The following is a 24,961-nucleotide window of genomic DNA, read 5'->3' on the forward strand; positions in this document are numbered from 1 at the left end:
CATCAAGCGGCAACATTATAGAAGATTTAGCACCCAAGGCTAAAACTACCCCAACGTCCGATTTGTCTCCCTGCATTTTCGCTGTTCAGGGACAGGGGGATAGAAAATCATCCTCCGATTAATCTCAAATCCCTCTCTGTTTTTCTTAACAAAGGACCCCCTGACTCTTAAGGTTGAATTACTGCAGCGCAAAAAAGAGACAGCGCTGCAACCAAATTAAGGAGGGTCTTATGAGCACATCCCATCAGAAGCAACCTCTCAGCCGCCGTCGTTTCGTCATTGGATCGAGCGCCCTAGCGGCTGCCGCGTTCTCGGGCGGACTCTGGGGATGCGCATCCGGGGAGCAGCCTGGATCAAATGCCACGCCCGGTTCCGCCGATCAAAACATTGCCGATATCGTGCTCCGCAACGGCCATGTGCAGACCATGGTGTCAGAAAGCGATGTTGCATCAGCCGTCGCTATCGCGGGCAACAAGATCGTGTACGTGGGCGACGATTCGGGCATCGATGCTTTCGTAGGAGACAAGACTCAAGTCATCGACCTCGATGGCAAGTTCGTCTCCCCCGGCTTCATTGACGGCCACATCCACGCCCCCGCCAACTGGTTCAACGCCCTCTTCCAGATCGACCTGACGGGGCTTACCACCAACGAGGAATACCTCAAGGCAATCCGCGCCTTCGTGGAGGCCCATCCCGACGAGGAGGGCTACATCGGAGCGCCTTTCATGCTCAATGCCTACCAGCTTCCCGACGGCTCGAATCCCGGGCCCTCGAAAGAAGATCTAGATGCCATCTGCCCCGATAAGCCCATTCTCATCCACGACGTCTCCTACCACGCCGCTTGGGTCAATTCCAAGGCCCTCGAAATGGCTGGCGTAACTGCCGACACCCCCGACCCAGAAGGCGGCCTGTTCTATCGCAATGAGAAGGGAGAGCCTTCGGGGTGCGTCTCCGATGCCGCCAAGGGAATTGTGTTCGCCATCATGCCCAACACCATGACCAACGATAATCTGAAAAAGGCCATGCGCAAATTCATGAAGGAAGCAAACTCCTATGGCATAACCGGCATTACAAATATCACCCAAGGCGGTCTTGATATTATCGACATGTATCACGAGTTGGAGGACGAGGGCAATTTGACCCTGCGCATGCGCGTCGTCCCCACTATGAAAGAAGGCCGCACCTATGACGAGGTGCTTTCCGCCATCAAGTCCTACAACGACTCCGCCACAGACATGATTTCTTCGAATACCGTGAAGATTTTCTACGACGGAGTGACCGAAAGAGGCACCGCCGTCTTCCTGGAACCCTACCAGGAATCAACGGGGCTCGGCGATCATTGGTGCGGCGAACCCATCTGGTCTCAGGAAGACTTTACCCGTCTTGTACACGACTTTGATGCAGAAGGCGTTCAGGTGCACGTGCACGCCATGGGCGACGGCGCCGTTCACGGCACCCTTGATGCCTTCGAGGAGGCTCGGGCGACCAATGGGAAGCGCGACGCGCGGCACACGATCACCCACGTATGCGCCATTACCGATGAGGATATCCAGCGCATGGCCGATTTGGATGTAGTGGCGAATCTCCAATTCCTGATGATGTACCACGATGATCTCATGGACCTGGAGCGCGCCTATATCGGCGACGAGCGCGCCATGGCGTTGTACCCAACAAAGCACTTGGCCGAGGCAGGCATCTGCATCAGCGGCTCCTCAGACGCCCCCGTCATTCCATTTGCCCCGCTCGATGCGATCGAGGTCGGCGTTACCCGCAACTCGCCCTATCCCGAGGAAGAGGACACCGACATGACCCGCTGGCCCGAACAGGGGCTCACAGCCTATCAGCTGCTCGAGGCCTACACCAAGAACGACGCCTACCAGAACTTCATGGACGATATTATCGGCACCGTTGAAGTAGGCAAGTTCGCCGATCTCGTCGTGCTGGACACCAACATTCTCGAAGCCGATGCCAAGGCCATCTCCGACACGCGCGTGATCTACACCATCTCCGACGGCCGCATCGTCTACAAGGGATAGAACCACGCCAGAAGGTGCCAGCAATACAGAACGGCTCACAAACCCTCGAACACAAGCCCCCGCGGCTCTGCGGTCATTAGTCCCGCAGAGCCGCGGGGGCCAATCTATGCGACTTCGCAGTCCTTACCGGCACTGCGGCAATACGCAAACACGCAGTATCCCGAAAGGGCTTCTCACTCTCCAATTTGTTTTAGCGCACTTTACTACCGGCGAGAAAATCAGGTACTACCGTAAGCTTCGCGGGCTCTATCAGGGAGAGCTGGGCGAGAAAATCGGCGTCTCCAAGGGCGCGATCCGTCGCTATGAGACGAATTTCAGGACTCCCAAGCAGCCTCAGGTGGAAGCCATCGCCGAAGCTCTCGACATCTCTCCGCTTGCCTGTTGGACTTCAGGGTAGAGAACGCCCGAGACCTCCTGGGCCTCCTTCTGCAGCTGGAGGACGAGTTCGGCATCGTGCCTGTCGAGAATGAATCGGGCCTTTCAATCGATGTATCTGCCGAGAAGGAGCCCGCCGCTGCCCGGCCTCCCTCAGGGTCTCAACGTGCATAAGGTCGACGGCCAGCCCCTCAGCTCGATAGCCGCCCTCAGCCTCGGCCTGCTAGTCGTGTGCCTGTTCACCTAGGAGAAATCATGCCGAAGGCAGCGCTGGACCATGGTTTGCGGCCACACCTCCGCAACCGCGCGATGAGGACGACGAGGTCTCTGGCGAGGTATATGCCGTCGACGAAGACGACCCTGTGGACCGCGTCGACGCACTCGGGCATGGGCCAGACCTCCCAGAACTCGGCCGTCCTGCGCCTGAAGACCCGCCCGCCGCAGTAGGGGCAATAGACGGCCTTCATGGACACCTCTTCCGAAAGGATTTTTGACGGTTCCGGAAAAGGGTTATCTACCTGCGGGAACGATAGGCAACCGGACACGCATTCTGTCCGAGCGGTTAAAAGCGGGCACGGAATTCAAACGGCTGAAAAAGGGGCATCGACCTGCGCCGATGCCCCCAACGTGGACACACATTTTGTCCTATAAGCCTTAGCCAACAGATTGCCTGCACAAAAAACATGGCCACCTGCAAAGGGTGGCCATGTAGATTCTATCTGCAAGAAATCTTATGCGTGCGTGGTGTGCTTTCGCACGTTCAGTCATGCGCGCCTTCGCGTTTTCACACTCTAGCACGTTCATGCGTTCATGCGTCCACGCTTTCCGCATTCTCGCGTTCGCGCTTTCGTATTGGTCTATTCGCCTGTGCGAATTACCACGTGCGGGAATTCATCTGGCGGAACTGAGCAACGGTTGGAGCGTGCGAATTCATGCCGCCGTCAACGTTGATGATCTGTCCTGTGGTGTAGGTACTTTCATCGGAGGCAAAATATACGGCTGCATGAGCAATGTCTTCTGGGCAACCGTAGCGGTTAACCATGATGCTACCCAAGAAGATATCTTTGAGCATCTGAGGAACCTTCGCCTCGTTTTCTGGCGTAACAATCAAGCCTGGACGGATGCAATTGCAGCGGATGTTGTCTTTGCCGTATTGCAAGGCAACGTATTGCGTGAAGATGTCTACGCCCGCCTTGGCGCATGCATAAGCGGTAGAACCTAAGTCGCCTGCACATGATGCCATAGAGCCAATGTTGACGATTGCGCCGCCACCAATTTCTTTCATGTAGGGGATAGCGCACTTCGTTGCATAGAAGGTGCCGCGCAGGTCGCTTTCCAAAATAGCGTCCCACATTTCAAGGGTGAGCTCGTCAACACGACCGTCCTTGAGGGCAACGTTTGCTGCATTGTTTACCAAAATATCGAGCTTGCCGTATTGCTCTACAGTGTCTGCAATAAGCGCTTCGATGCTTGCTGGTTCGGTAATGTCGAAATAGTGGAAGCTTGCCTTGCCGCCTGCTTCAACAATTTGATCAACTACAACTTGGCCTTTTTCGGCACGACGACCACTAATAACAACCGTTGCGCCCTCGGCTGCGTATACCTTTGCGATACCGATGCCAATACCGCTGGTGGAGCCCGTTACGATAGCAACTTTGCCTTCGAGTCTACCCATTGTGGTCCCTTTCTCGTTCAAATAATCGATAAGGTATTTGTATTCCTTTTTTGCGTGTTTGTGAATATTTGCATAGAAAAAGCGGATGGCAGGCGTGTGGATTTCGGCAGGAAGGGAAGGGGCCGGCCGCGTTGCGTACACTGCCGTATTCTTTTCTGCAGGAAAAAATGTTGAGCTGCTCGTTTTTCTGTTTGAATAGTAGACAGATTTAGCATGGTCAGAGGCTGCTAGCAAACAATTTACCCCCTCAACAAAACGCTTGCTCTCTGACATGCCATGCTCGGCGCACAAAGTTGGGGCCTTCCCAGACGGGAAGGCCCCTTTGCTGATTATCTTAGCGCTTCATTTCAATGGAGCTGCACCAATGGTATCCGTGCTTATTTATAGTTGTTGCGCTTTCTGAACGTGAAGAGCGCCCCAGCACCAGCCGTAAGTACAACAGCGCAGATGCCCATCAGGTACAGGGCGGCGCTATCGCCGGTGTGAGGGAGATTGGATGCAGACTTATCGGAGTCGACCCCGACGATGGTCAGCTTGGCATCGTCGATGTTCACGATGAACTGGTCGGTCACATCGTTGCCCTCGGCATCGGTCACGACCGCCTGACCGCTTTTCGTTACAGGGTACTCGCCCGCATCGGTGCCCGTTGCAGAAGCCTCAACGCCGGAAACGTAGAAGGTCTGACCATTGATCTGGAACTCCAGGGTCTCGAAACCGGATACGGACTTCTCGGTGCCATCGTAGGTCACGGACTTGGAGTTAGGAGTGAGGGTGATCTGGTACTTCTCGCTACGGTCGGTAACGGTCAGGGTTCCATACGTCTTGTTGATCTGATAGTTGTCCAGATTGGTTCCCTCGTTGGGGATGCATTCGAATGCATTCTCAGAGGAGCCGACGATCTTCTGCGAGCCGGTGAAAGAATAGGTGGCACCTTGGCCATCGACCCAACCAGTATCCCGGGCAGCCTCCCCAACGGTGACCTTGTGATTGGTCAGGGGCTTGCCGTCGTACTCCTTCGAACCACTCGCGGAGGTCAGGGTGACCGGACGTGGTGTGATCTCCACTATACCTGTTTCAAACTTGGTAATATTGTAAGAGTCGGGACTACCCTTAATAAATATTATCTCAAACGTATTATTATTCGTTATGCCAACATTGGTCCGAGAACTAGTCGATATGCAATAAACATCGTCAAACGTAGCAAAACCAGGATCAACTGATACGGGACAGGCAAGAGGTTTGCCGTCATAGGTTTTTGAGACGTTTGTGGACCTAAGAGTTACGTTACGCTTTGTAATCTCGATTTCGAATCGTTCCTCATCCACATCACCTCCCGAAACCACCAAGGTCACGTGGCCGACTTGAGTTCCCATTACAGAAACGGTCTTGCGATTAGGATAAAGATTATCAAGATACGAGATTGTGACATCTCCACCGTCATTGTCACGAATATAATCCCATTTATATTCAGACCTTGATGTTATATTGGTATATTGTGCAGCAACGCCGTACTGAATCTTATCAGGGCCTTTGAATGCATTGCCAACGGGATCGCTTACCGCCCCACCCTCACCAGCGAAAGCTGCAACGGGTAGAAAAGATGCTGCCAGCACTGCCGCCAGCATCACCCTCGCAAATCTTTTCGCAAGCGATTGGGAGAGAACTGCAGTTTCGACCTCTCCCCATTTGGAGAATGCGGCATCCATGAAGCTCATGTCTGCTCCAATCGCATCGAATTGAACCAACGTAAAACGCAACACGACGTACAGTGTGTTGCTACGTTTTTTCCATCCGGTAAAGAATAACCGAATCTTTGTTGGCTATGCGTCGTTTGAATGTAATTACCCCTCTAGTAAATCATATTTGTTACTTTTCAGCACCACCAAACCAGATTCTGCCTCCTTCGAATTAGGCACCCACCCCATCAAGACCACGAAGCATCCCCGCCCAGAGCAAGCCCGAGCCGAGCAAGGGACATGCCCGAAAATAATTCTCTGTTAACATGAAATGCAATGTTGCAATAGGGAACGCACGCTTGAATTGGAGGATGCAGTGAAGATACAGGTTAAAGATACCTTGGCCAGGCGCCTGCCGGTTTTCGTCCTCACGCTCGCAGCCATAGTCGGCGTTTGCGCCTTCACCTTCTCCGGCACCCAGAATTACGCCTGGGCTGAAGACGAAGGACCCATTGCCACTTGGAATAGAGTCCCAGCGCCGGGGGATATCGGCGTCCCAGCAAATGATAGGCACCTTACGCTTGAAATAAGACAAACTAGCTCGGGCGATCACCTGGAGGCCCATATCACGAATAACGACGAAGATACAATTCCCCCATCTGTCCTTGAGTTGACAACGGGAGATGGGTCAATATTAACCGCCTATTTTGGTTCACCTATTTCTACTGGCGGCCAACAAGGAGCATCTTCCATTGAAGGCTCGAAAGCCGATACCCGATTCATCAGTGCAGCGCTCTACGAAATCGTCACCGTGACCTTCGATATGAAAGGCCACGGAACCCAGATTGGCCCCATTACGGTCAAGAAGGGGACGTCCGTCACCCTGCCCCAGCCCACCGACCTGGAATATGACTTTGGCGGCTGGTTCACCGAAGAGGGCCTCACCACCTCGTTCAACGGCACCGCCGCTACGACCATGACCGTCTACGCCAAATGGACCAAAAAGGAAAAGGTCACCGTTTCCTTCGAATCCGAATTCGGGACCGCACCTGAGGCCAAAACCGTGAACAAGGGCGAGATCGTCGAACTCCCTAATCTAGGCACTGACGGCGACTACACATTCGTTGGCTGGATCATGAAGGGCTCCGAAGGCACCGATCCCTTTATCGGCGAATACACCGCTAAAGAAAACATCACCTTCACGGCTGTCTGGGAAGCTCCCTCCACTCCCATCATCGAAATGGTCGATGTCACCTTCGACATGAACGGCCACAGCGACAGTGTGACCAAGCAGACCGAGAAGGGCAAGCCCATCACCCTTATCGATGATCCCACCGCTGAAGGCTACACCTTCAAGGGCTGGACCTACGACAAGGAAGGCAAGCAGGCCTTCGACGCCAAAAAGAACGCAGACCAGGACACTACCCTGTACGCCCAGTGGGAGAAGAATGCCGACTCCGCTCCCACCAACTCAACAATCCCCCGGACCGGTGACAACCAGATGGCACTCCTGGCATCCCTTTGCTTCAGTGCAGCAGCCCTGATAGCAGTCGGCATCGCTTTAATCGCGTATCGCAAACGCAAGCACGCATAAAGCATACGTGACGTTACCGTTCTAATTCTCGATCTAAACAGAGGGGAGTCCCGCGGGACTCCCCTTCCCATTCGCGTACCTAATTACGCTGTTCCTACTAAATTGGGAATTCTATTCCCAATTTTTTCCTATTCCCACTCAATGGTCGCGGGCGGCTTGGACGTAATGTCGTAGCACACGCGGTTGGCGCCGGGGACCTCGGCAACGATGCGGCCGGAAATGCGGGCCAGCACATCGTAGGGCAGCTTGGCCCAGTCGGCGGTCATGGCATCACTGGATTCGACGGCACGCAGGATGATCGGGCGCTGATAGGTGCGCTCGTCGCCCATAACTCCAACGGACTTGATGTCGGGCAGGACCGCGAAATACTGCCAGCAGCTGTGCTCAGAGTTGCGCTCGCCGGTCTGCTCAAACAGGCGCTGGTTGTAGGCGTCGAGCTCCTCGCGCACGATAGCGTCGGCGTTCTTGAGGATCTCGAGCTTCTCCTTGTCGACCGCACCGATGATGCGGATGGCCAGACCCGGACCCGGGAAAGGCTGACGGAACACGATATGACCCGGCAGGCCCAGTGCCAGACCAAGAGCGCGGACCTCGTCCTTAAAGAAGTGATCAAGCGGCTCAATGAGGTCGAAGTGTACGCCCTCGGGGAACGGGATCAGGTTGTGATGGCTCTTGATGGTGGCCGTCTTGCCGCCCGTCTTGCGAGCGCCGGACTCGATGATGTCGGGGTAGATGGTGCCCTGAGCCAGGTACTTGACCGACTTGCCATCGGTCTCGAGCTGCTGCGCCACGGCGAAGAACTCTTTCCAGAACTGAGTACCGATGATGCGGCGCTTCTCCTCGGGCTCGGTCACGCCGGCCAGAAGCTCGGCATAACGGTCCTCGGCGTGAACGTGGATAAAGTCGACATCGAACTGCTTGGTGAAGACCTCCTCCACCTGCTCGGGCTCGCCCTTGCGCAGCAGGCCGTGGTTGATGAACACACAGGTCATCTGCTTGCCCACGGCGCGAGCGCCCAGCGCAGCCACGACGGAGGAGTCGACGCCACCGGACAGGGCCAAAATCACGCGGTCGTCGCCGACCTTCTCGCGGAACTCGGCTGTCATGGTCTCGACCAGGTTGTCCATGCTCCAGTTGGGCTCCAGGCCGCAGATCTCAAACAGGAAGTTGCTCAGCAGCTGCTGACCGTACTCGGAGTGTTTGACCTCGGGGTGGAACTGCGTGGTGAAAATCTTGCGCTCGGGGCACTCCATGGCGGCAACCGGGCACACGTCGGTGCTGGCGGTAACGGTAAAGCCCTCGGGTACCTCGGAAACGGCGTCGCGGTGGCTCATCCACACGGTTTGCTTCATGGGCGTGGAGTTAAAGAGCTTGGCGCCGGCCGTGCGTGTGATGGTAGCACGGCCGTACTCGCCCACCTCTGAGTGGCCGACCTTGCCGCCGAGCGTCACGGCCGTGATCTGATGGCCGTAGCAGAAGCCCAGGACGGGAAGGCCCAGGTCAAAGATGGCAGGATCGATGGACGGAGCGTCCTCGGCATACACGGAGGCCGGGCCGCCGGAAAGGATGAGCGCAGAGGCGTTCATCTCGCGAATCTCATCGGCCGAGATGTCGCAGGGAACAATCTCGGAATACACGTTGAGGTCGCGGACGCGACGGGCAATGAGCTGACCGTACTGCGCACCAAAGTCGAGTACGAGGACCTTTGCGGAAGCCTTTTGATCCATGGTTTCCCCCTCTTGTTGGCGGGGAGCCGATGCCCACCCGCGCGAATAAACGAGAATAACTTTCATAGTGTACACGTTATATGGGGTTTCTCGTCCCTCGCAGCCATCAGCGCACGGCAAACGCACGACCTGGGCCCCTATTTGACGGCAATTGAAGTGTTACCAAACGTTACAGATGATGTAATACGTTTGAACATTGGACGCCCTGTGCCACAATACTGCCGAACGACTCCGCCTCTGGGGCGGCAAATACGATAGGAACACCAACATGAAGCGCATCCTTCTCATCGCCACGGGCGGCACCATCGCATCGACCGAGGACGGCAACGGCCTCTCCCCCGTCCTGACCGGTGAGGAACTCGCCCAGAGCGTCCCCGAGATCTCGGGCCTCTGCGAGCTCGACGTCGTGCAGCCCATGAACATCGACAGCACCAATATGCGTCCGAGTGACTGGATGCGTATCCGCGACGTCATCGTCGAGGGCTATGCCGACCACGACGGCTTCGTGATTCTGCACGGCACCGACACCATGAGCTACACCGCGGCGGCGCTTTCTTACCTGATTCAGGACAGCCCCAAGCCCATCGTGCTCACCGGCTCGCAAAAGCCCATGGGCAACCCCTTTACCGATGCCAAGCTCAATCTGTACCAGAGCCTGCTCTATGCGCTTGACGAGCATTCGCACGACGTCTCAATCGTGTTTGGCGGTGTGGCCATAGCCGGCACGCGCGCCCGCAAGCAGCGCACCATGAGCTTTAACGCGTTCATTAGCGTCAACTATCCGCCCATTGCCTACATCCGCAACGACCGCATCGTGCGCAACGGGCTCCACGGCACGCATCAGGGCGAAAACCCGGTGCATTTCTACGACAGCATCGATCCGCGCGTATTTGTACTCAAGCTTACGCCCGGCGTAAACCCGGGCATCCTCGACGCCCTTGCCGATAGCTACGACGCCGTGATTCTGGAGACCTTTGGCATTGGCGGTATCCCCGAGTTTGGTGAGTCGGGCGAGTCGTTCCAAGAAGCAATTTTCCGCTGGGTCGATTCGGGTCGCACCGTCGTTATGACCACACAGGTCCCCGAAGAGGGCCTCGATCTGGGTGTTTATGAGGTCGGCCGTGCCTACGCCGACCATCCGGGTATTTTGCGCGGCGACGATATGACCACCGAAACGCTCGTGGCCAAGACCATGTGGGCGCTCGGCCAGTCACGTGATGCGGCCGAGATTCAGCGCCTGTTCTACAGCCAAGTCAACCATGACCGCATCCCGATGGTGTAGCTAAAACAAAATCCGCCTCTTTGGGCCTTGTAGGGCACGTGGTACCTCTCGGAACGTGCAAAAAGCGGAGTTTTCAGCACCCGCCCCTTCCGGAAACGTTAAAACCGCTAGCTGTAAATCGCTTTTCGGTTCGATAGGCTCGTCCCACGCGTCTATTATTCCTCATAATAATGAATTTTGTGGATAATCCAAAACAGCAAGCATCGTATTTGCGCCTTCGGTTGCTGTCAATTTATTGAGGGATGCTGAATACTCGGGTTTTTGCACGCCGCCGTCGGGGGGACCCGTTCAGCAAACGACAAATCTAGCAAAAACGCCTACTCAATGCCCTCGAGAAGCTCTGACACCGTCATGCCAAGCGCGGGCGCAAGTTTAAATAAAATCTCGAGCGTGCTGTTTGCCGTTCCGCTTTCGATTTGATCGAGATAAGGTCGGCTGATTCCAACCGCCACGCAAAAATCGACCTTGGAGATACCAAGGGCCTTGCGCGTCCGCTCGACTCGCTCGCCAAGAATCTGTTTCGCATGTTCGTTCATGCAGACGAGTTTGAAATGGAGCAAAACAAAAACGTAAACTATAGTTTACGTTTTGCCTAATATACAGGAGTTTTCTATGTCGGGTTCTTCGGTCCGCATGTACCGAGCCACGCTTCGCACAAACAGCGCACCGCCCAAGCTCGTCGTCGTTGAAGCAGAATGCCTTTCGCCCGATGAGCGCACAGCATTTGCATTGCTATCAAGTCGCGTCGCCGCCGTTTTGGTCCCTTGCCCAGCGCAAGGTGAACTTGCCATCCAATGCCAAGCGCACGGCTGCTCACTCAATCAGGCTGCCGTAATCGCAACCAGCCAGTGTGGCCTGCCCCTTCTCTTGGAAGCCGGTATCGCGCTCTGCCTTCGCGGTGCCGGATACGAAAACGAGGCCGCCGCCGATGTGGTCTTTCAACCACGATCGAGCGGCGGCCTCGCAGCAGCCATCGAATATGCTTGCAGGCTCGTTGCCTAAAGGCGCAAGCTAAAAGCCCAGGCCAAAGCCTGTGCCGGTAATCGCCGAATACATAAAGTAGACGTTAATTACGTTGAGGAATGCGCCCGTGATGCAGCCGTTTCGCAGGTAGCGCTCGCACACGATGCGCGCCATGGCGGCGGAGTCCTCATTGTTCTTTGCCTGGCGTCCCGCCGTAAAGTACGTCGCCACGCTCAGCAGCAGGTTGAGCACCGGCAATGCCAGCAGCTCGTAGCTCTTGCCCCAGCGCGTCACCTCACCGGCGGCATTAAACTTTGTTGCCACCTCGGGACCAATGTTGGGGATTACAAACGCTGCGACCACCAGCGGAAGCACTGCAAGCACCAGCAGCGCGATGCCCATGTAGCCAGCTTTTTTTCCATATTTAAACATGCTCGCCGTCCTTACACGTTAAAGCGGAAGTGCACGACGTCGCCATCGGCCATGACATACTCTTTGCCCTCGATGCGCAGCTTGCCTGCAGCCTTGGCGCCTTGCTCGCCACCGAGCTCGATGTAGTCGTCATAGCCAATGACCTCGGCCTTAATAAAGCCGCGCTCAAAGTCGGTATGAATGACACCGGCGGCCTGCGGGGCGGTCGCGCCCTGACGCACCGTCCAGGCCTTGACCTCCATCTCGCCAGCCGTAAAGAACGACTGCAGACCGAGCAGCTTGTAGGCTGCCTGCGCGAGCACGTCCAGGCCGGGCTGCTCCAGGCCCAGGCTCTCCAGGTAGTCGGCCGCATCCTCGGGATCGAGCTCGGAAAGCTCGGCCTCGATCTTGGCGCAGATCGGCAGCGGCTTGACGCCATCGATGGGCGCCAGGTCCTCGTTGAGCATGTCCTCGTCCACGTTGGCCACATACAAGATGGGCTTCATGGTGAGTAGGAACAGGCCCTTGGCAGCGGCGCGCTCCTCGTCGGTCATCTCCATGGACGCGGCGCGCTTGCCCTCGTTGAGCCAGGCGAGCAGGCGCTTGGCGACCTCAAACTTGGGCATGAGCTCCTTGTCGCGCTTGGCCTCCTTCTCGAGCTTAGGCAGCTGCTTCTCGAGCGTGCCCATGTCGGCCAGGATAAGCTCGGTCATGATGGTGTCGGCATCGCCGGCGGGATCGACGAACTCGCCCGTACGACCCACCTCACGCATGACGTTGGGATCCTTAAAATAGCGCACGACCTCGCAGATAGCGTCGGTCTCGCGAATGTTTGCCAAGAACTGGTTGCCCAGGCCCTCGCCCTCGTTGGCACCCTTCACCAGGCCCGCGATGTCGACAAACTCGACCGTAGCCGGCACAATGCGGCCAGGGTTGACAATGTCGGCGAGCTTTTGCAGGCGGCTATCGGGCACATCGACGATACCCACGTTGGGGTCGATCGTGGCAAACGGGTAGTTGGCGGCGAGGCCGGTCTTTTTGGTAAGCGCGGTGAACAGCGTCGACTTGCCCACGTTGGGCAGGCCCACGATACCGATGGAAAGGGACACGACAGCTCCTTTTGGTACAGGTACTTCAAACTGTATAAGTATAGCGCCGCCACAGCATCCGGGCGAATCCGGACACCGCGGCGGCGCAAATGAAGCAGAGATTGGGGTAGCTGGCTAGTCCGCGAGCTTCTCCACCTGGTCGAGCATCTTGTCGAGCTTGGCCTTCGCCTCGGCTTTTACCTTTTGGGCCTCTTCGTGGGCTTTGGCCTTCTGAGCGGCCTTTTCCTCGGCTTCGGGGTCGACGACAACCAAGTTGGACGCATCGTGTTCGACCAGCTTGAGCGCATGTTCGGGACAAACCTTGACACAGGCGCCGCAGCCCAAGCAATATGTGGACTCCAACGCGAAGCGGCCGCTTCCCACCAAATCGCAGGCGAACGTGGGGCATACATTGACGCACTCGCCACACGACGTGCACTTGTCAAAATCGCACTCAGGCGTACTCACCTGCATGTTCTGGGCAAGCTCGGGATGGTTCTGCAGTGTCGAAAGCACCAGCTGCCGCCCATGCGTGAGCGAACGGCGACGCTTTGCCGTCGTGGTGCCGCACATGGTGTTGAGCGTGCGCTCCAGCTGGGTAATCTGATGGCGATGGGCCTTCAACTTCTGCGTCACCGAGGCCAGCGCCGCCGTCGCCGGGTTGAGCTTGGTCACCGTCAGACCCGTCGTGCGGGCAATCTTTTCCATGTACTCCTTGCGCTCGTACTCGCGGAGCTTATGGCACTTGAGGCTCTTGGGGTCGACCTCCAGGCCCATACCCGTGCCAGACCACTCCTCAGCCTTCGCAATCGCCTCGCCCAGGATATCCTCGCCACCGGTGTTGCGGCATTTATCGCACACGCCCAGCGGAAGATACACGCTCACGTTGGGATAGTCCGCCAGTACCGAGAACCAGGTCTCGGCCGTAATATCGCCCACGCAGGCAACGACGACCTCGTTCTCGCGCGGCATGCGCTTGAGGGCGCGCGTGCAGGTGACGTAGGCGGTCTCGTGGCTCGTTGCCGCCGAGACAATGTCGTCATACAGGTTTTTGGGCGCCAGACGCGGCGAGATGATTGCCTCGGTCGGACAGGCAGCGGCGCACAGGCCGCACTTGCGGCAGGAGTCGAGAATCTCGATGGAGTCTTCCTCGACCTCGATAGCGTTGACCGGGCACACATCCATGCACGCAGTGCAGCCGCTCTTTTCGTTTTTGCAGGTCAGGCACGGAATGGTGTTGCCGCGCGGACGCTCCTTATAGTCGGCAGGATTCCACTGCGGCGCCGACGGATCGAGCGCATCGGTCACACCGCCAAGCGGGTTTTTAAGAAAGTCGAAACCCTTGCTGATCTCGATAATGTCATCAAACAGATCGTGTTCCTGCGCCATGCGCGGCCCCTCCCTGAGCAGTGCAAACAAGCAAGAGATAATGATACGCCATCGGCCCACGCCTCGGGCAAATTACATGCGGCGCATCATTGAGACAAATAGCCTATGGCCTATCGCCGCCTCGATTGCACAAGGTCAATCAAGCGCCAAGCTATGCCTCGCACATGAGCTGCACGAGCTTTTGTTTGGTCACCTTGGCCTGTTCGTTAGCCATATTGCGCTCGTTCTTAAAAGTTGCGTCCGCAACGCTCAGCAGGTCATCATCGGAAATCTCGCCAAGGCCCAGCTCCTCGAGTGTCGTCGGCAGACCAACGCGCTGGCAAAACTCGAGCACCTGATCAAGCTCGGGCGCGCGCTCCAAACGAAGCTGCACCACCAGGCCAAATGCCACGGCCTCACCATGCATGGCCTTGCACTCGGGCAGAATCGTCAGGCCGTTGGCGATAGCATGCGCCAACGCCAAGCCACCGCTCTCAAAGCCGACGCCCGAGAGTAGGATATTGCACTCGATCAGGCGCTCAACCGCCGGCGATATACGACCCTTTTTAAGATCGCGCTTGGCAGCGACGCCGCACTCCATAAGCGTGTCATAGCAGGCACGAGCCGCAACCAAGGCCAAGTGTCCTGGCGCTCCACCGTGCTCGTTGGCGCCGTGCGCCGCGGCGCACGAACGCGCCTCGAAATACGTTGCCAGTGCGTCGCCCATGCCAGCGACCGTCATACGCAGCGGGGCTGCCGCGACCACGCCGGTATCGACCACAACCAAATCTGGATTCTTTTCGAGCATCAGATAGCGGTCGAACGACCCATCCTCGTGATACAGCACCGAAATCGCGCTGCACGGACCGTCCATCGAAGCCGCCGTGGGGCATACGCACAACGGCAACTCGGCATAAAACGCAACGGCCTTGGCGATATCGAGCATCTTGCCGCCGCCAATACCCACCACCATGTCGCAATACTCAGCCTGGGCTTCCTTAGCCATTTCGACAACGGCCTCTTCCGTACACGGACCGTCATAAATCTTAAAGAACGGCTCGCTTAGATCTTCGTCCAGAAATCCATCGACGATCTGCCTGCACAGCCGATCCTCGGTGCCCTGGTCAAACAAGACATAGGCAGCGCAGCCCAACCATGACAAATATCTGCCCTGACGCGAAAGTTCGCCCGGCCCCTGAACATACCGGCCGGGACCGCCATAAACCATAGGAAGCGCCATACGAGAATCCGCCCTTCATCAAACAACGATTGGTGCAAAGCCACCTGTCCCCTTGTGGCAACTTGGCGCATTGAGGACAGGTTAGATTGCACCATAGAAAAAGGGTCCCGCGCACAGAGCGCGAGACCCTTATCAGAACAATGTGTGCCGATTAGAACGTGACCGGGGTGTCGGTGTAGACGCACTCGAGCAGCTGCTCCATCTCCTCCTGAGACGGCTGGCGCGGGTTGGAGCCCGTGCAGGCGTCGAGGATGGCGTTGGCGGCAACGTCGTGCTTCTTAGCCTCGAACTCATCGTAATCGATGATGGACTCGTCGGCCTTCACGCCCTTGGCACCGTAGTTCTTGATGCCCTGCGGGATGTCGAGCTTGTCGTTGAGGTCGCGAATCTCCTGGACCAGAGCCTCGACCAGCTCGTCCTCGGTCTCGCCGGCGAGGTGCAGGATCTCCTTGGCGATGAAGGCGTAGCGGCTCTTGGCGCGAGCGTCCTTGGCGTTGAACTGGATGACCTTGCCCAGGTACATGGCGTTGGCGCAACCGTGGATGATGTGGTCGCCCTCAAAGGCGGCACCGGTCTTGTGAGCCATGGAGTGGACAATGCCCAGCAGACCCGAGGAGAAGGCGATGCCGGCGATGCACTGGGCGTCGTGCATGTGCTGGCGGGCCTCATGATCGCCCTGATAGGACTTGGGCAGCCACTCGACGATCTCGCGGATAGCATGCAGGGCGTTGGCGTCGGTGTACATGGAGCCAGCGGTGGAGACGTAGGCCTCGATGGCGTGAGTCAGAGCGTCCATACCGGTGTGAGCGCACAGCTTGGAGGGCATGGTGTAGGTGAGCTCGGGGTCGACGATGGCGACATCAGGGGTGATGTTGAAGTCGGCCAGCGGGTACTTGATGCCCTTGGCGTAGTCGGTGATGACGGAGAACGCGGTGACCTCGGTAGCGGTGCCGGAGGTAGAGGAGATGGCGCAGAAGTGAGCCTTCTGACGGAGCTCCGGGAAGGAGAACGGGACGACCGCCTCCTCGAAGGTCTCCTCGGGATACTCGTAGAACAGCCACATAGCCTTAGCGGCATCGATGGGCGAGCCACCGCCAATGGCGATAATCCAGTCGGGCTGGAACTCGGTCATGGCCTCGGCGCCCTTCATGACCGTCTCGACGGACGGATCGGACTCGACGCCCTCGAACAGCTTGACCTCGAAACCGGCCTCCTTGAGGTCGGCCTCGACGTCCTGCAAAAAACCGCCGCGGCGCATGGAGCCGCCGCCGGTCACGATGATGGCCTTGCTGCCCTTGAGGTTCTTCACCTCGTGGCGAGCGCCCTCACCAAAGTACAGATCGCGAGGATTGGTAAAACGTCCCATACTGTGCCTCCTAAACAAGCCCCTCTTAGACTTGCGTATATAACGGAGCACCCGATTGGCTCCGTTAGGACCGTTTTGCGCGTTGCCGGCGATGACAATGCGCGATGTCTAAACGTCTCAACGCTCAGACAAATAGTATTTTACCGTTCTGGTTGGTCAGTTATTTACCGAAAGTCGACAATGATGAAACGTTTTTTCTATCCCTGAAGACCCTTATGCGGCATTCATACTCCCAAGCTGGGCAAACGTTTTATCAAGGTTGACCACATATCCAGGGCAGGACTGTGCCCCTCCAAAAGACACACCGTTCGCCGCCAAAAATCGACCGTTTGCGGCACCGTGATACCACTCGGTCGTCCAAGGTGCCGACATTTGTGCGACATCCGTCTTCGTGGTGCAAAGGTGCATGTCCAAGTGCGGCACTCCCAATGTGCCTCATGCGGGTAAACTAGAACCTTATATAGAGACATTTGAACCCTAACCGCAGCAAAGGAGGCCCCATGGCATTCGATCCCATTCAAGAAGATTGCCATCGCCTCGTTCTTGAGGCCTTGCGCCGCGACAATATCCCGCTCACCGACGGCCCTGCCGTAGAGCGTCTGATGGAACAATTCACCCGCAACCCCGCGCCGCTCATCGTGCACGACCGCGACCGCGCCGGACATCTGATTGCCAAGGTAGTCGAGGCTGTCGACTACCGCATTCCCTTTATCCCTGACGATACCCAGGCAGAGCAAGAAGAGGCCGCTGCCGAAAACATGCTTTGCGAGGCAGCCGCACTCGACCCGACCAATTGGGACGCTCAGCGCATGTTGACCGCCCTCACCGCTAACTCCAACGAGGAGTACGTACAGTACTTGGTATCCAAGTGCGATGAAGTCGAGCACGACCTGGCACTCAAGATCGCCTCGGCGCAGGACCCCTACGAGCGCGAGGCCGCAGGCGACCTTACACGCCGCCCCTACCTGCGCTGGCTTGCCGCCCTTGCGTCGCGCGCCCTCATTAGCGGCCGTTACCGCCTGTCGCTCGAAACCGCAAACCGCAGCCTGGACTTTGCCCCCAACGATCCGGCCGGTGTCCGCCACACTGCGATGCTCGCCATGGCAAAACTCGAATACCCCGCCGAGGAGCTCAAACGCTTTCGCTCTGCCCACTCCGTCCCCTATCTTGCCAACACGCCGCTGCGTCGTCGTCCCAAGGACGCGGAGCGCGACTTAGACCCGTGGACACTCATCGCGCTGATGAGCGCTGCCTGGCGCGAGCTGGACTACGAGGGCGCCGAGCACTACTTGCGCATCCTTGCGCGCTCGTGCCCGCACGCAGCCGAGGCGCTTTACTTTCAAACCGAGTTTCCCGATGGCGTCTATGCCCGCGTCAACGTGGGCGTGGGCTCCACCGACGAGCTTGTCCTTGCGCTGTCCGAAGCGACGCCGGTACTGCAGGAGGGCTTGGGCGCCCCCGACAACGCCAGCTTTGCCGCCTGGGTCGCCACCAACGATATCGTGCGTTCCCAGATTGACGAGCGCATCCTGCGGGCGGCCGAGCAGGGCTTGCCGTTTAAGGGAGGAGACCTCTAATGGATCCGAGCGTCTACATCCCCGCCTACCTGGAGCGCGCCTACGTTGCGTCGCACCCCGAACTCACCGATGCAGCACGCGATCTTGTCCATAACGACGTAAGCGTCAACCCTCATAAGTATGCGCAGACCGAGCATGCCCAGGCACTGCTTTCCTATGCCGGTGTTCACCGCCACCTGCTCGACGAGCTCCATCGTATCGAGAATATGGGCAGCGATGAGGAGTTTGAGCAGACGCGCAACCGCCTGTTCGACGATATGCGCGATGAGCTGCTCAAGATCGTCCGCGTCGATGCGTATGTCTTCGATGCCCAGCTGCTTGCCATCATTTTGGCGGACACGCCCGTCGACGCCTGCCTGGGCGACCTGATGAAGCTCGAGGCGACCACAGCCGATTACTTACGGCAAAGCGTGCCCGGATTCGATATGGAGGCCCCGCACTACTGGACCAACAAGGTGCTGACAGACGGCGTGACGGCGGCCGATCTCACCGTGAGCGAGCCGGCGCTTATCGGGTGGCTCCACACGCTCGAGGCCATCTCGCAGCTGTGTATGGCGAGCGCTCGCTACCGTGCTGCCGTCAACTATTCTCGCCGTGTTCTTAAGGCGGAAGGCTATCCCACCCGAGCTGCCGGCACCGTGCTACTCGCCCTCGCTCGTCTGGAAGACGAGGACGGTTTTTTTGCCCTGGCCCACCAGCTCGAGGAACAGATGGGGGCCGATGCCCTCGAGAACTCCCCCTGGTACCTACTCGCCCGCACGATCCTGCTGTTCAAAACGAACAAGATGCGCCCGGCGACACGCGCCCTGCGTGAGTTTGCCAACCGCTGCGAGGGCGGCGCGTTCTTTCTGCTGAACCCCATGTATCAGACTCCGTACCTTCCCTGCCGGCCCGAGCCGCACGACCCCTGGGACCTTTCGCACCAGGCAGTTTGGGAGGCCGACGGTATCATCTCGGATACTCCCGACTTTGCCCCCTGGGCCAACGCTTGCGAAGACGTATCACAGCTTGCCCAGGAATTTGCGCGCCGTTATGGCTTTTAACGGCACGATCGCCACGACCATGTCATTCACGTTAGGAACGGCTTCATGAACTTCCGCTCATCTCTCGCCTGCACTTCGAGCGATATCGCCCGCTGGGGGCTGCGCTCCATCCTTAAGCGCCAGGGCGGCGTACTCCCCGGCCGCATCGCCATGAAGATCGACCCCGAGCTGCTAAGCGACCTCGCGGGCCTTGTCGACCGCAGCGTGGTGGTCACCGGCACCAACGGTAAGACCACCACCTCCAACCTCATCGCCGACGCCGTTGCCGCCAGCGGCGCCACCGTGGTATGCAACCGCGCCGGCAACAACATGGAGCCGGGCGTGGTGGGTGCCCTGCTCGAGGGCCGCAGCGATCTTAAGCGTGCCGCCAGCAGCAAGCGCGTAGGCGTCTTTGAGTGCGACGAGCTCTACACGGTGCGCGTCTTGCCCAAGCTCAAGCCAACGTACTTTGTGCTGCTCAACCTGTTCCGCGACCAGCTGGACCGCTACGGCGAGATCGACCACACCCAGGACGTCATCGTCCACGCGTTGGAGCTTTCGCCGGCAACGACGCTCATCTATAACGCCGACGACCCGCTCTGCGCCTCGATCGCCGCACGCGTCCCCAATATGAGCATCGCCTTTGGCATCGACGGCGCCACGGGCACCGAGTCCGATCGCATTAGCGACTCGCGTTTTTGCTCGCAATGCAACGCGCCGCTGGAGTACGACTATGTTCAGTACGGCCAGCTCGGCGCCTATCATTGTCCTTCGTGCGGTTGGAGTCGCCCCGCGCTGGTCCGTCGCGTGACAGGCGTTGAGCTCGGCTGCGACGGCTACGGCTTTGACCTGGCCTTTGGACCCGAGGCAAAAGCGCCCGCAACGCACATCGCCACACGCTACAACGGCTTGTACATGGTCTACAACGTTGCCGCCGCCTTCTTTGCGGCGCGCGAGTTGGGCGTGGACGCAGCGCATCTGCAGCCCACGCTCGATGCCTACGTCCCCGCCGGCGGGCGCATGGGCCGCTGGGAAATCGCCGGCCGTACCGTCGAGGCAAACCTGGCCAAAAATCCCGTGGGCTTCGATCGCCAGATCCAGTCCATTAAAACGGCAGGCGGCAGACTCTGCGCCTTCTTCCTGAATGACAACGACGCCGACGGCCACGATGTCTCGTGGATCTACGACGTCGACTTCGAGCGCATCGCCGATACCCCAGGGCTTATCGCCTTTGCCGGGGGTACGCGCGCGCACGACATGCAGGTGCGCCTGAAGTACGCCGGCATCGACGCCGCCATCATCTCGAATATCGAGCAGGCGATCGGCGCCGTGGCAGATGAGGCAGCCGATGACACCTTCTACGCCGTCGCCAATTACACGGCATTCCCGCCGCTGGTCAAAGAGCTCGACGGACTTAAAGACGCCGATGCGAGCTCGGTTGCCTCCTGCGCCGTAACACGCACCGATGGCAGCGCCGTCCCCACCGATATTGCGTCGGTCGAGCTTCCGCGCCCGCTGCGCATCGTCTATCTGTATCCCGATGCCCTCAACCTCTATGGCGACGGCGGCAACGTCATCGCCCTCGAGCGCCGCTGCGCCTGGCGCGGCATTCCCGCGCGCGTGGACGAGGTCCGCATGGGCGAGACGCTCGATCTTACCGACGCCGACATCGTCATGATGGGCGGCGGTGCCGACCGCGATCAGTTGGCTGTGGCACACGAGCTGCTCGCTCAAAAGGACAAGGTTGCGACATATGTTGAGGACGGCGGCTCGTTGCTCGCTATCTGCGGCAGCTATCAGCTGCTCGGTCGTTCGTACTATATGGGCGAGAATCGCATCGAGGGCCTAGGTGTCATCGCCGCCGAGACCGTGCGCGGCTCCGACCGCCTGATAGGCAACGTCGCCGTCAAGACCGACCTGGCACCCGAGCCCTTTGTGGGGTTCGAGAACCACGGCGGCCGCACCCTGCTCGATGCAGAGGCCACGCCGCTCGGAACGTCTGTCGTCACGGGCACCGGCAATAACGGCGACGATGGCTTTGAAGGCCTCATCTACAAGGGCGTCATCGGCACGTACCTACACGGACCGGCACTGCCCAAGAACCCCGAGCTCGCCGACTGGCTCATCGCCCATGCCCTTGAGCGCCGTGGCGATGCACAGGCCGCCGCCCTGCTGCCGCTCAAGCCCCTCGACGACACCTACGAGCACGCCGCCCACGACGCCGCGATGAAGCTCCTCCCCTAACGCCCCGCCACCACAAAGGGACAGGCACCTTTGTGGTGGTTTTGACCCGTCCCAGCGGTTTGTCTCAATCTGTAACATCTAGACCACCAAAGGTCGTCTTACTGTTACAGATTGAGACGTTCGTCCCGACGCCTGCATTTTGTCTCAATCTGTAACAGATAAGGCCGATTTACCCGCCCAGATGTTATAGATTGAGATTTTTGAAGATCGGGGGGGAGAGGGCCAGCTCCTGTGTGGTGGTTTTCCAGTTTGCCAACGATATACGCGCCGACAAAAAAGTCTGCTATACTCTTTCCCGCTGTCCCCATCGTCTAGCGGCCAAGGACGCCACCCTTTCAAGGTGGATATCGCGGGTTCGAATCCCGCTGGGGGCACCACAGAATCTGAGAAGCCCGTTACCAATTCAGTAGCGGGCTTTTTGTTACCGATGTGCCGGGATTCGAACCCGACAGGGTGCGGAGCTGAGGAAACGCGAAGCGTTTTCCAGCGCAGCACGCAAGGAGCGAAGCGACGCAGCGAAGGCGGGCGGCGCCAGCCGCACGCGGATATCCCGCTGGGGGCACCATTTAAAACGAGAAGCCCGTTACCCTCGCGGTGGCGGGCTTTTTTCTACCCCAACGCCGGGATTCGAACCCGACAGGGTGCGGACCCCGGCAAATCGGCGGCAAAACGGACTCCAAAGCGTCCTTCGCAATCAAAAAGCCGGGGCCCGCGCGATGCGGACCCCGGCTTAATACCGTGACGATATGCTGGCTATGCCCTACACGTAGAACAGGATGTCATCGTAGGTCGGAACCGGCCAGTAGTCGGCGGCCACGATCTCCTCCATGGCATCCACGGAGGCACGCAGCGTATCCATAGCGGGAACGACCTCGTGTGCATACACATTGGCCTGCTCCTGGCCATCGAGAGCCTCGGCCTTCTGATGCACGGCATCGAGCGCCTTGATGGAGTCGTTGATGGCGGTGATACCGTTGCAGAGCTTGTTGAGCGTGTTCTGCTCGCACTGCATGGCGGCCTCAGCACCGGCGGCACGAATTGTCTCAAGGCCCTTAGCGACCTTGGTGGCATAGGCGGTAATGACCGGACGATAGGTACGACGTGCCTCGCGAATCATCGTGGTAGCCTCGATGTTCATGAGCTTGTTGTACTTCTCGAGCTTGCAGTCGTAGCGGCACTGAGCCTCGGCCTTGGTCAGAACGCCCGTCTCCTCAAAGAGCGCGATAGCCTTATCGGAAACAAAAGCGGGAAGAGCGTCGGCCGTGGTCTTGTTGTTGGCAAGGCCGCGCTTCTCGGCCTCGATGGGCCACTCGTCGGAGTAACCGTCGCCGGAGAACAGGATGCGCTGGTGATCGGTCAGCACCTTCTTACAGTACTCGAGCGCGGCGTCCTGGAACTTATCCTCGGGCGTACCCTCGAGTGCATCGGCGAAGGACTTGAGCGACTTGGCCACGGCGGCATCGAGCACCAGGTTGGAGTCGGAGACGTTCTGCTCGGAGCCGCAGGCACGGAACTCGAACTTGTTGCCGGTGAAGGCGAACGGAGAGGTGCGGTTGCGGTCGGTGTTGTCCTGCATCAGCTTGGGCAGGGTATCGGCGCCCAGGTCGAGCACGCCGCGCGTGGCATGGACGGAAGCCTTGCCATCGATGATCTTCTCGACGACCTCGGTAAGCTGGTCGCCCAGGAAGATGGACATAATCGCCGGAGGAGCCTCGTTGGCGCCCAGACGATGGTCGTTGCCGGCCGAGGCAACGGAGGCACGCAGGAGCTCCTGGTAGTTATCGACGGCCTCGATCACCGCGGTGAGGAAGACGATGAACTGCAGGTTGTCGAGCGGGGTGTCGCCCGGATCGAGCAGATTCTCGGACTCGGTGCCAAGCGACCAGTTATTGTGCTTGCCCGAACCGTTGATGCCCTCGAAGGGCTTCTCGTGCAGCAGGCAGACCAAATCGTGGCGGGAGGCGATGAGCTTCATCTTCTCCATCATGACCAGATTCTGGTCGATGGCCTCGTTGACCTCGCCATAGACGGGGGCGAGCTCATGCTGGCAGGGAGCGACCTCGTTGTGTTTGGTCTTGGCGGGAATGCCAAGCGCCCACAGCTCATCGTCCAGGTCCTTCATATAGGCCGAGACGGTGGGGCGGATAGCGCCAAAGTAGTGCTCCTCGAGCTCCTGGCCCTTGCAGGGAGCAGCACCAAAGAGGGTGCGGCCGGTGATGACCAGGTCCCTGCGCTTGCGGTAAGCGTCCTTCTTGATCAGGAAGTACTCCTGCTCATCGCCCACGGAAGGAACGACCTTCTTGGGGGTCTTACCAAACAGCGCCAAAACGCGCTTGGCCTCACGCGAGAGCGCGGTCATGGAGCGCAGCAGCGGGGTCTTCTTGTCCAGGGCCTCGCCCGTGTAGGAGCAGAAAGCCGTGGGGATGCACAGGACATCGTCCTTGATAAAGGCGGGGCTGGTGGGATCCCAAGCGGTATAGCCGCGGGCCTCGAAGGTGGCACGCAGGCCGCCGTTGGGGAAGCTGGAGGCGTCCGGCTCGCCCTGGATGAGGTTCTTTCCCGTAAACTTGGTAATAGCGGTGCCGTCGTGGTTGGGTTCGAGGAAGCTGTCGTGCTTCTCGGAAGTAATGCCCGAAAGCGGCTGGAACCAGTGCGCGTAGTGCGTCGCGCCCTTGGAGATGGCCCAAACCTTCATGGCATGGGCAACGGCGTTGGCCACATCCAGGTCGAGCGGCTCACCGTCCTCGAGGGTTGCAGCAAGGCGTTTCCAAATGTCCTTGGGGAGGTAGTCCTTCATGACTTCCTCAGAGAACACCATGGTCCCGAAGCGGTCAGTAAGTTCGGCCATACGGAACTCCCTTCGTATCGGCACCGCGTGAGAAGCGGTGTTGATTACTAACGAACGAGTCATAGCTTAGACTCGCCGTGTTTCCGCGACATTACCGTTATGTTGCCGTCGCGAAACTAATCAATAAGGTTACCGCATCGCGGCAATGTTGCCACCCTCAACAGCCAATCAACTGTATAAATTGCAGACCTCTCCGCATGGTTTACGGGTAGTCTTTTTGGGACGGGGCTTTTTTAGCTGCCCTATTTAAATATGGTCTCAAGCTTTGGAGGCGCCAGATTGGGTAGCTAAAAAAGCCCCGTCCCAAAAAGACTACCCTGCGTACCTGGTTGATGGGGTAAAAAAGCTCCAAATTAGCTACGCTGTTATAGGGAATGCCGATAGCGAAACATCTTCGATTGATATTTCCAAATAGCGAGTAAAACTCCACCGTAGCGCAGCGGTGCTGTAGAATCCTTACAACACATCA

The 24,961-nt window shown here is 58.3% G+C and carries 19 protein-coding genes and 1 tRNA gene; 9 read left to right on the top strand and 11 right to left on the bottom strand.

The window, feature by feature from the left end; genetic code table 11:
- The first annotated feature begins 230 nt into the window (after positions 1-230).
- Positions 231-2,036 (top strand): amidohydrolase, encoded by a 1,806-nt coding sequence (locus tag ACTQVX_RS03025; RefSeq protein WP_441038879.1) that lies wholly within the window; start codon positions 231-233, stop codon positions 2,034-2,036.
- A 106-nt stretch (positions 2,037-2,142) separates the two neighbouring features.
- The gene (locus ACTQVX_RS03030; protein ID WP_441032493.1) at positions 2,143-2,433 is read left to right on the top strand and encodes a helix-turn-helix domain-containing protein; all 291 of its coding nucleotides are present in this window, start codon (positions 2,143-2,145) and stop codon (positions 2,431-2,433) included.
- Between the two features lie 217 nt (positions 2,434-2,650).
- Here ACTQVX_RS03030 and ACTQVX_RS03035 read toward each other — a convergent pair whose 3' ends face one another.
- The 3 genes from ACTQVX_RS03035 to ACTQVX_RS03045 form a co-directional block, all read right to left on the bottom strand.
- On the bottom strand, positions 2,651-2,878 hold the full coding sequence (locus ACTQVX_RS03035; RefSeq protein WP_441032491.1) for a hypothetical protein: 228 nt from the start codon (positions 2,876-2,878) through the stop codon (positions 2,651-2,653).
- Between the two features lie 407 nt (positions 2,879-3,285).
- Positions 3,286-4,359, bottom strand: a complete 1,074-nt coding sequence (locus ACTQVX_RS03040; RefSeq protein ID WP_441032488.1) for an SDR family NAD(P)-dependent oxidoreductase — start codon at positions 4,357-4,359, stop codon at positions 3,286-3,288.
- A gap of 104 nt (positions 4,360-4,463) precedes the next feature.
- Entirely contained in the window at positions 4,464-5,801 is a 1,338-nt protein-coding gene (locus tag ACTQVX_RS03045; RefSeq protein ID WP_441038881.1) for an LPXTG cell wall anchor domain-containing protein, read from the bottom strand.
- Between the two features lie 337 nt (positions 5,802-6,138).
- On the opposite strand from ACTQVX_RS03045, the gene ACTQVX_RS03050 reads away from it, so the two are divergent.
- A complete protein-coding gene (locus ACTQVX_RS03050; protein WP_441545377.1) occupies positions 6,139-7,356 on the top strand; it encodes an InlB B-repeat-containing protein in 1,218 nt (405 codons plus the stop codon).
- 128 nt (positions 7,357-7,484) lie between these two features.
- On the opposite strand, the gene guaA is transcribed toward ACTQVX_RS03050, so the two are convergent.
- Entirely contained in the window at positions 7,485-9,083 is a 1,599-nt protein-coding gene (guaA, locus tag ACTQVX_RS03055) for a glutamine-hydrolyzing GMP synthase (protein WP_427795973.1), read from the bottom strand.
- A 268-nt stretch (positions 9,084-9,351) separates the two neighbouring features.
- Here guaA and ACTQVX_RS03060 point away from each other — a divergent pair, with 268 nt between their 5' ends.
- A complete protein-coding gene (locus tag ACTQVX_RS03060) occupies positions 9,352-10,365 on the top strand; it encodes an asparaginase (protein ID WP_441032456.1) in 1,014 nt (337 codons plus the stop codon).
- Between the two features lie 317 nt (positions 10,366-10,682).
- Here the strand turns inward: ACTQVX_RS03060 and ACTQVX_RS03065 are convergent, their stop codons facing one another.
- Complete coding sequence (locus ACTQVX_RS03065) at positions 10,683-10,901, bottom strand: helix-turn-helix domain-containing protein (protein WP_427719445.1); 219 nt, start codon at positions 10,899-10,901, stop codon at positions 10,683-10,685.
- Positions 10,902-10,977: 76 nt separating this feature from the next.
- Between ACTQVX_RS03065 and ACTQVX_RS03070 the strand changes: the two genes are divergently transcribed.
- Positions 10,978-11,367 carry a hypothetical protein gene (locus ACTQVX_RS03070; protein WP_195838610.1) on the top strand — a complete coding sequence of 130 codons (390 nt, stop codon included), beginning with the start codon at positions 10,978-10,980 and terminating at the stop codon, positions 11,365-11,367.
- 9 nt (positions 11,368-11,376) lie between these two features.
- On the opposite strand, the gene ACTQVX_RS03075 is transcribed toward ACTQVX_RS03070, so the two are convergent.
- The 5 genes from ACTQVX_RS03075 to ACTQVX_RS03095 form a co-directional block, all read right to left on the bottom strand.
- Positions 11,377-11,760, bottom strand: coding sequence for a DUF1648 domain-containing protein (locus tag ACTQVX_RS03075; protein ID WP_154517947.1), 384 nt, complete (start codon positions 11,758-11,760; stop codon positions 11,377-11,379).
- Between the two features lie 11 nt (positions 11,761-11,771).
- Positions 11,772-12,848, bottom strand: a complete 1,077-nt coding sequence (ychF, locus tag ACTQVX_RS03080) for a redox-regulated ATPase YchF (RefSeq protein ID WP_089572784.1) — start codon at positions 12,846-12,848, stop codon at positions 11,772-11,774.
- A gap of 114 nt (positions 12,849-12,962) precedes the next feature.
- Positions 12,963-14,216 carry a 4Fe-4S binding protein gene (locus tag ACTQVX_RS03085; protein WP_441032451.1) on the bottom strand — a complete coding sequence of 418 codons (1,254 nt, stop codon included), beginning with the start codon at positions 14,214-14,216 and terminating at the stop codon, positions 12,963-12,965.
- 151 nt (positions 14,217-14,367) lie between these two features.
- Positions 14,368-15,435 (bottom strand): glycerol dehydrogenase, encoded by a 1,068-nt coding sequence (locus tag ACTQVX_RS03090; RefSeq protein ID WP_441032449.1) that lies wholly within the window; start codon positions 15,433-15,435, stop codon positions 14,368-14,370.
- Positions 15,436-15,586: 151 nt separating this feature from the next.
- Positions 15,587-16,801, bottom strand: a complete 1,215-nt coding sequence (locus ACTQVX_RS03095; protein ID WP_441032446.1) for an iron-containing alcohol dehydrogenase — start codon at positions 16,799-16,801, stop codon at positions 15,587-15,589.
- A gap of 500 nt (positions 16,802-17,301) precedes the next feature.
- Between ACTQVX_RS03095 and ACTQVX_RS03100 the strand changes: the two genes are divergently transcribed.
- The 4 genes from ACTQVX_RS03100 to ACTQVX_RS03115 all read left to right on the top strand — a co-directional run bounded on the left by ACTQVX_RS03100 (position 17,302) and on the right by ACTQVX_RS03115 (position 22,021).
- Complete coding sequence (locus ACTQVX_RS03100) at positions 17,302-18,378, top strand: hypothetical protein (protein ID WP_441541333.1); 1,077 nt, start codon at positions 17,302-17,304, stop codon at positions 18,376-18,378.
- Positions 18,378-19,421, top strand: a complete 1,044-nt coding sequence (locus tag ACTQVX_RS03105) for a hypothetical protein (protein WP_441560150.1) — start codon at positions 18,378-18,380, stop codon at positions 19,419-19,421. Before ACTQVX_RS03100 ends, ACTQVX_RS03105 begins: the two co-directional genes overlap by 1 nt.
- A 45-nt stretch (positions 19,422-19,466) precedes the next feature.
- Positions 19,467-21,644, top strand: a complete 2,178-nt coding sequence (locus tag ACTQVX_RS03110; RefSeq protein WP_441560152.1) for a MurT ligase domain-containing protein — start codon at positions 19,467-19,469, stop codon at positions 21,642-21,644.
- A gap of 300 nt (positions 21,645-21,944) precedes the next feature.
- Positions 21,945-22,021, top strand: a tRNA-Glu gene (locus ACTQVX_RS03115).
- A 383-nt stretch (positions 22,022-22,404) separates the two neighbouring features.
- Here ACTQVX_RS03115 and ACTQVX_RS03120 read toward each other — a convergent pair.
- Positions 22,405-24,492 (bottom strand): glutamine synthetase III family protein, encoded by a 2,088-nt coding sequence (locus ACTQVX_RS03120; protein ID WP_441032435.1) that lies wholly within the window; start codon positions 24,490-24,492, stop codon positions 22,405-22,407.
- Positions 24,493-24,961: the final 469 nt, after the last annotated feature.

It is taken from the genome of Collinsella sp. LCP19S3_A6 (assembly GCF_052122015.1).
In the GTDB taxonomy this organism is placed as follows: Bacteria; Actinomycetota; Coriobacteriia; order Coriobacteriales; family Coriobacteriaceae; genus Collinsella.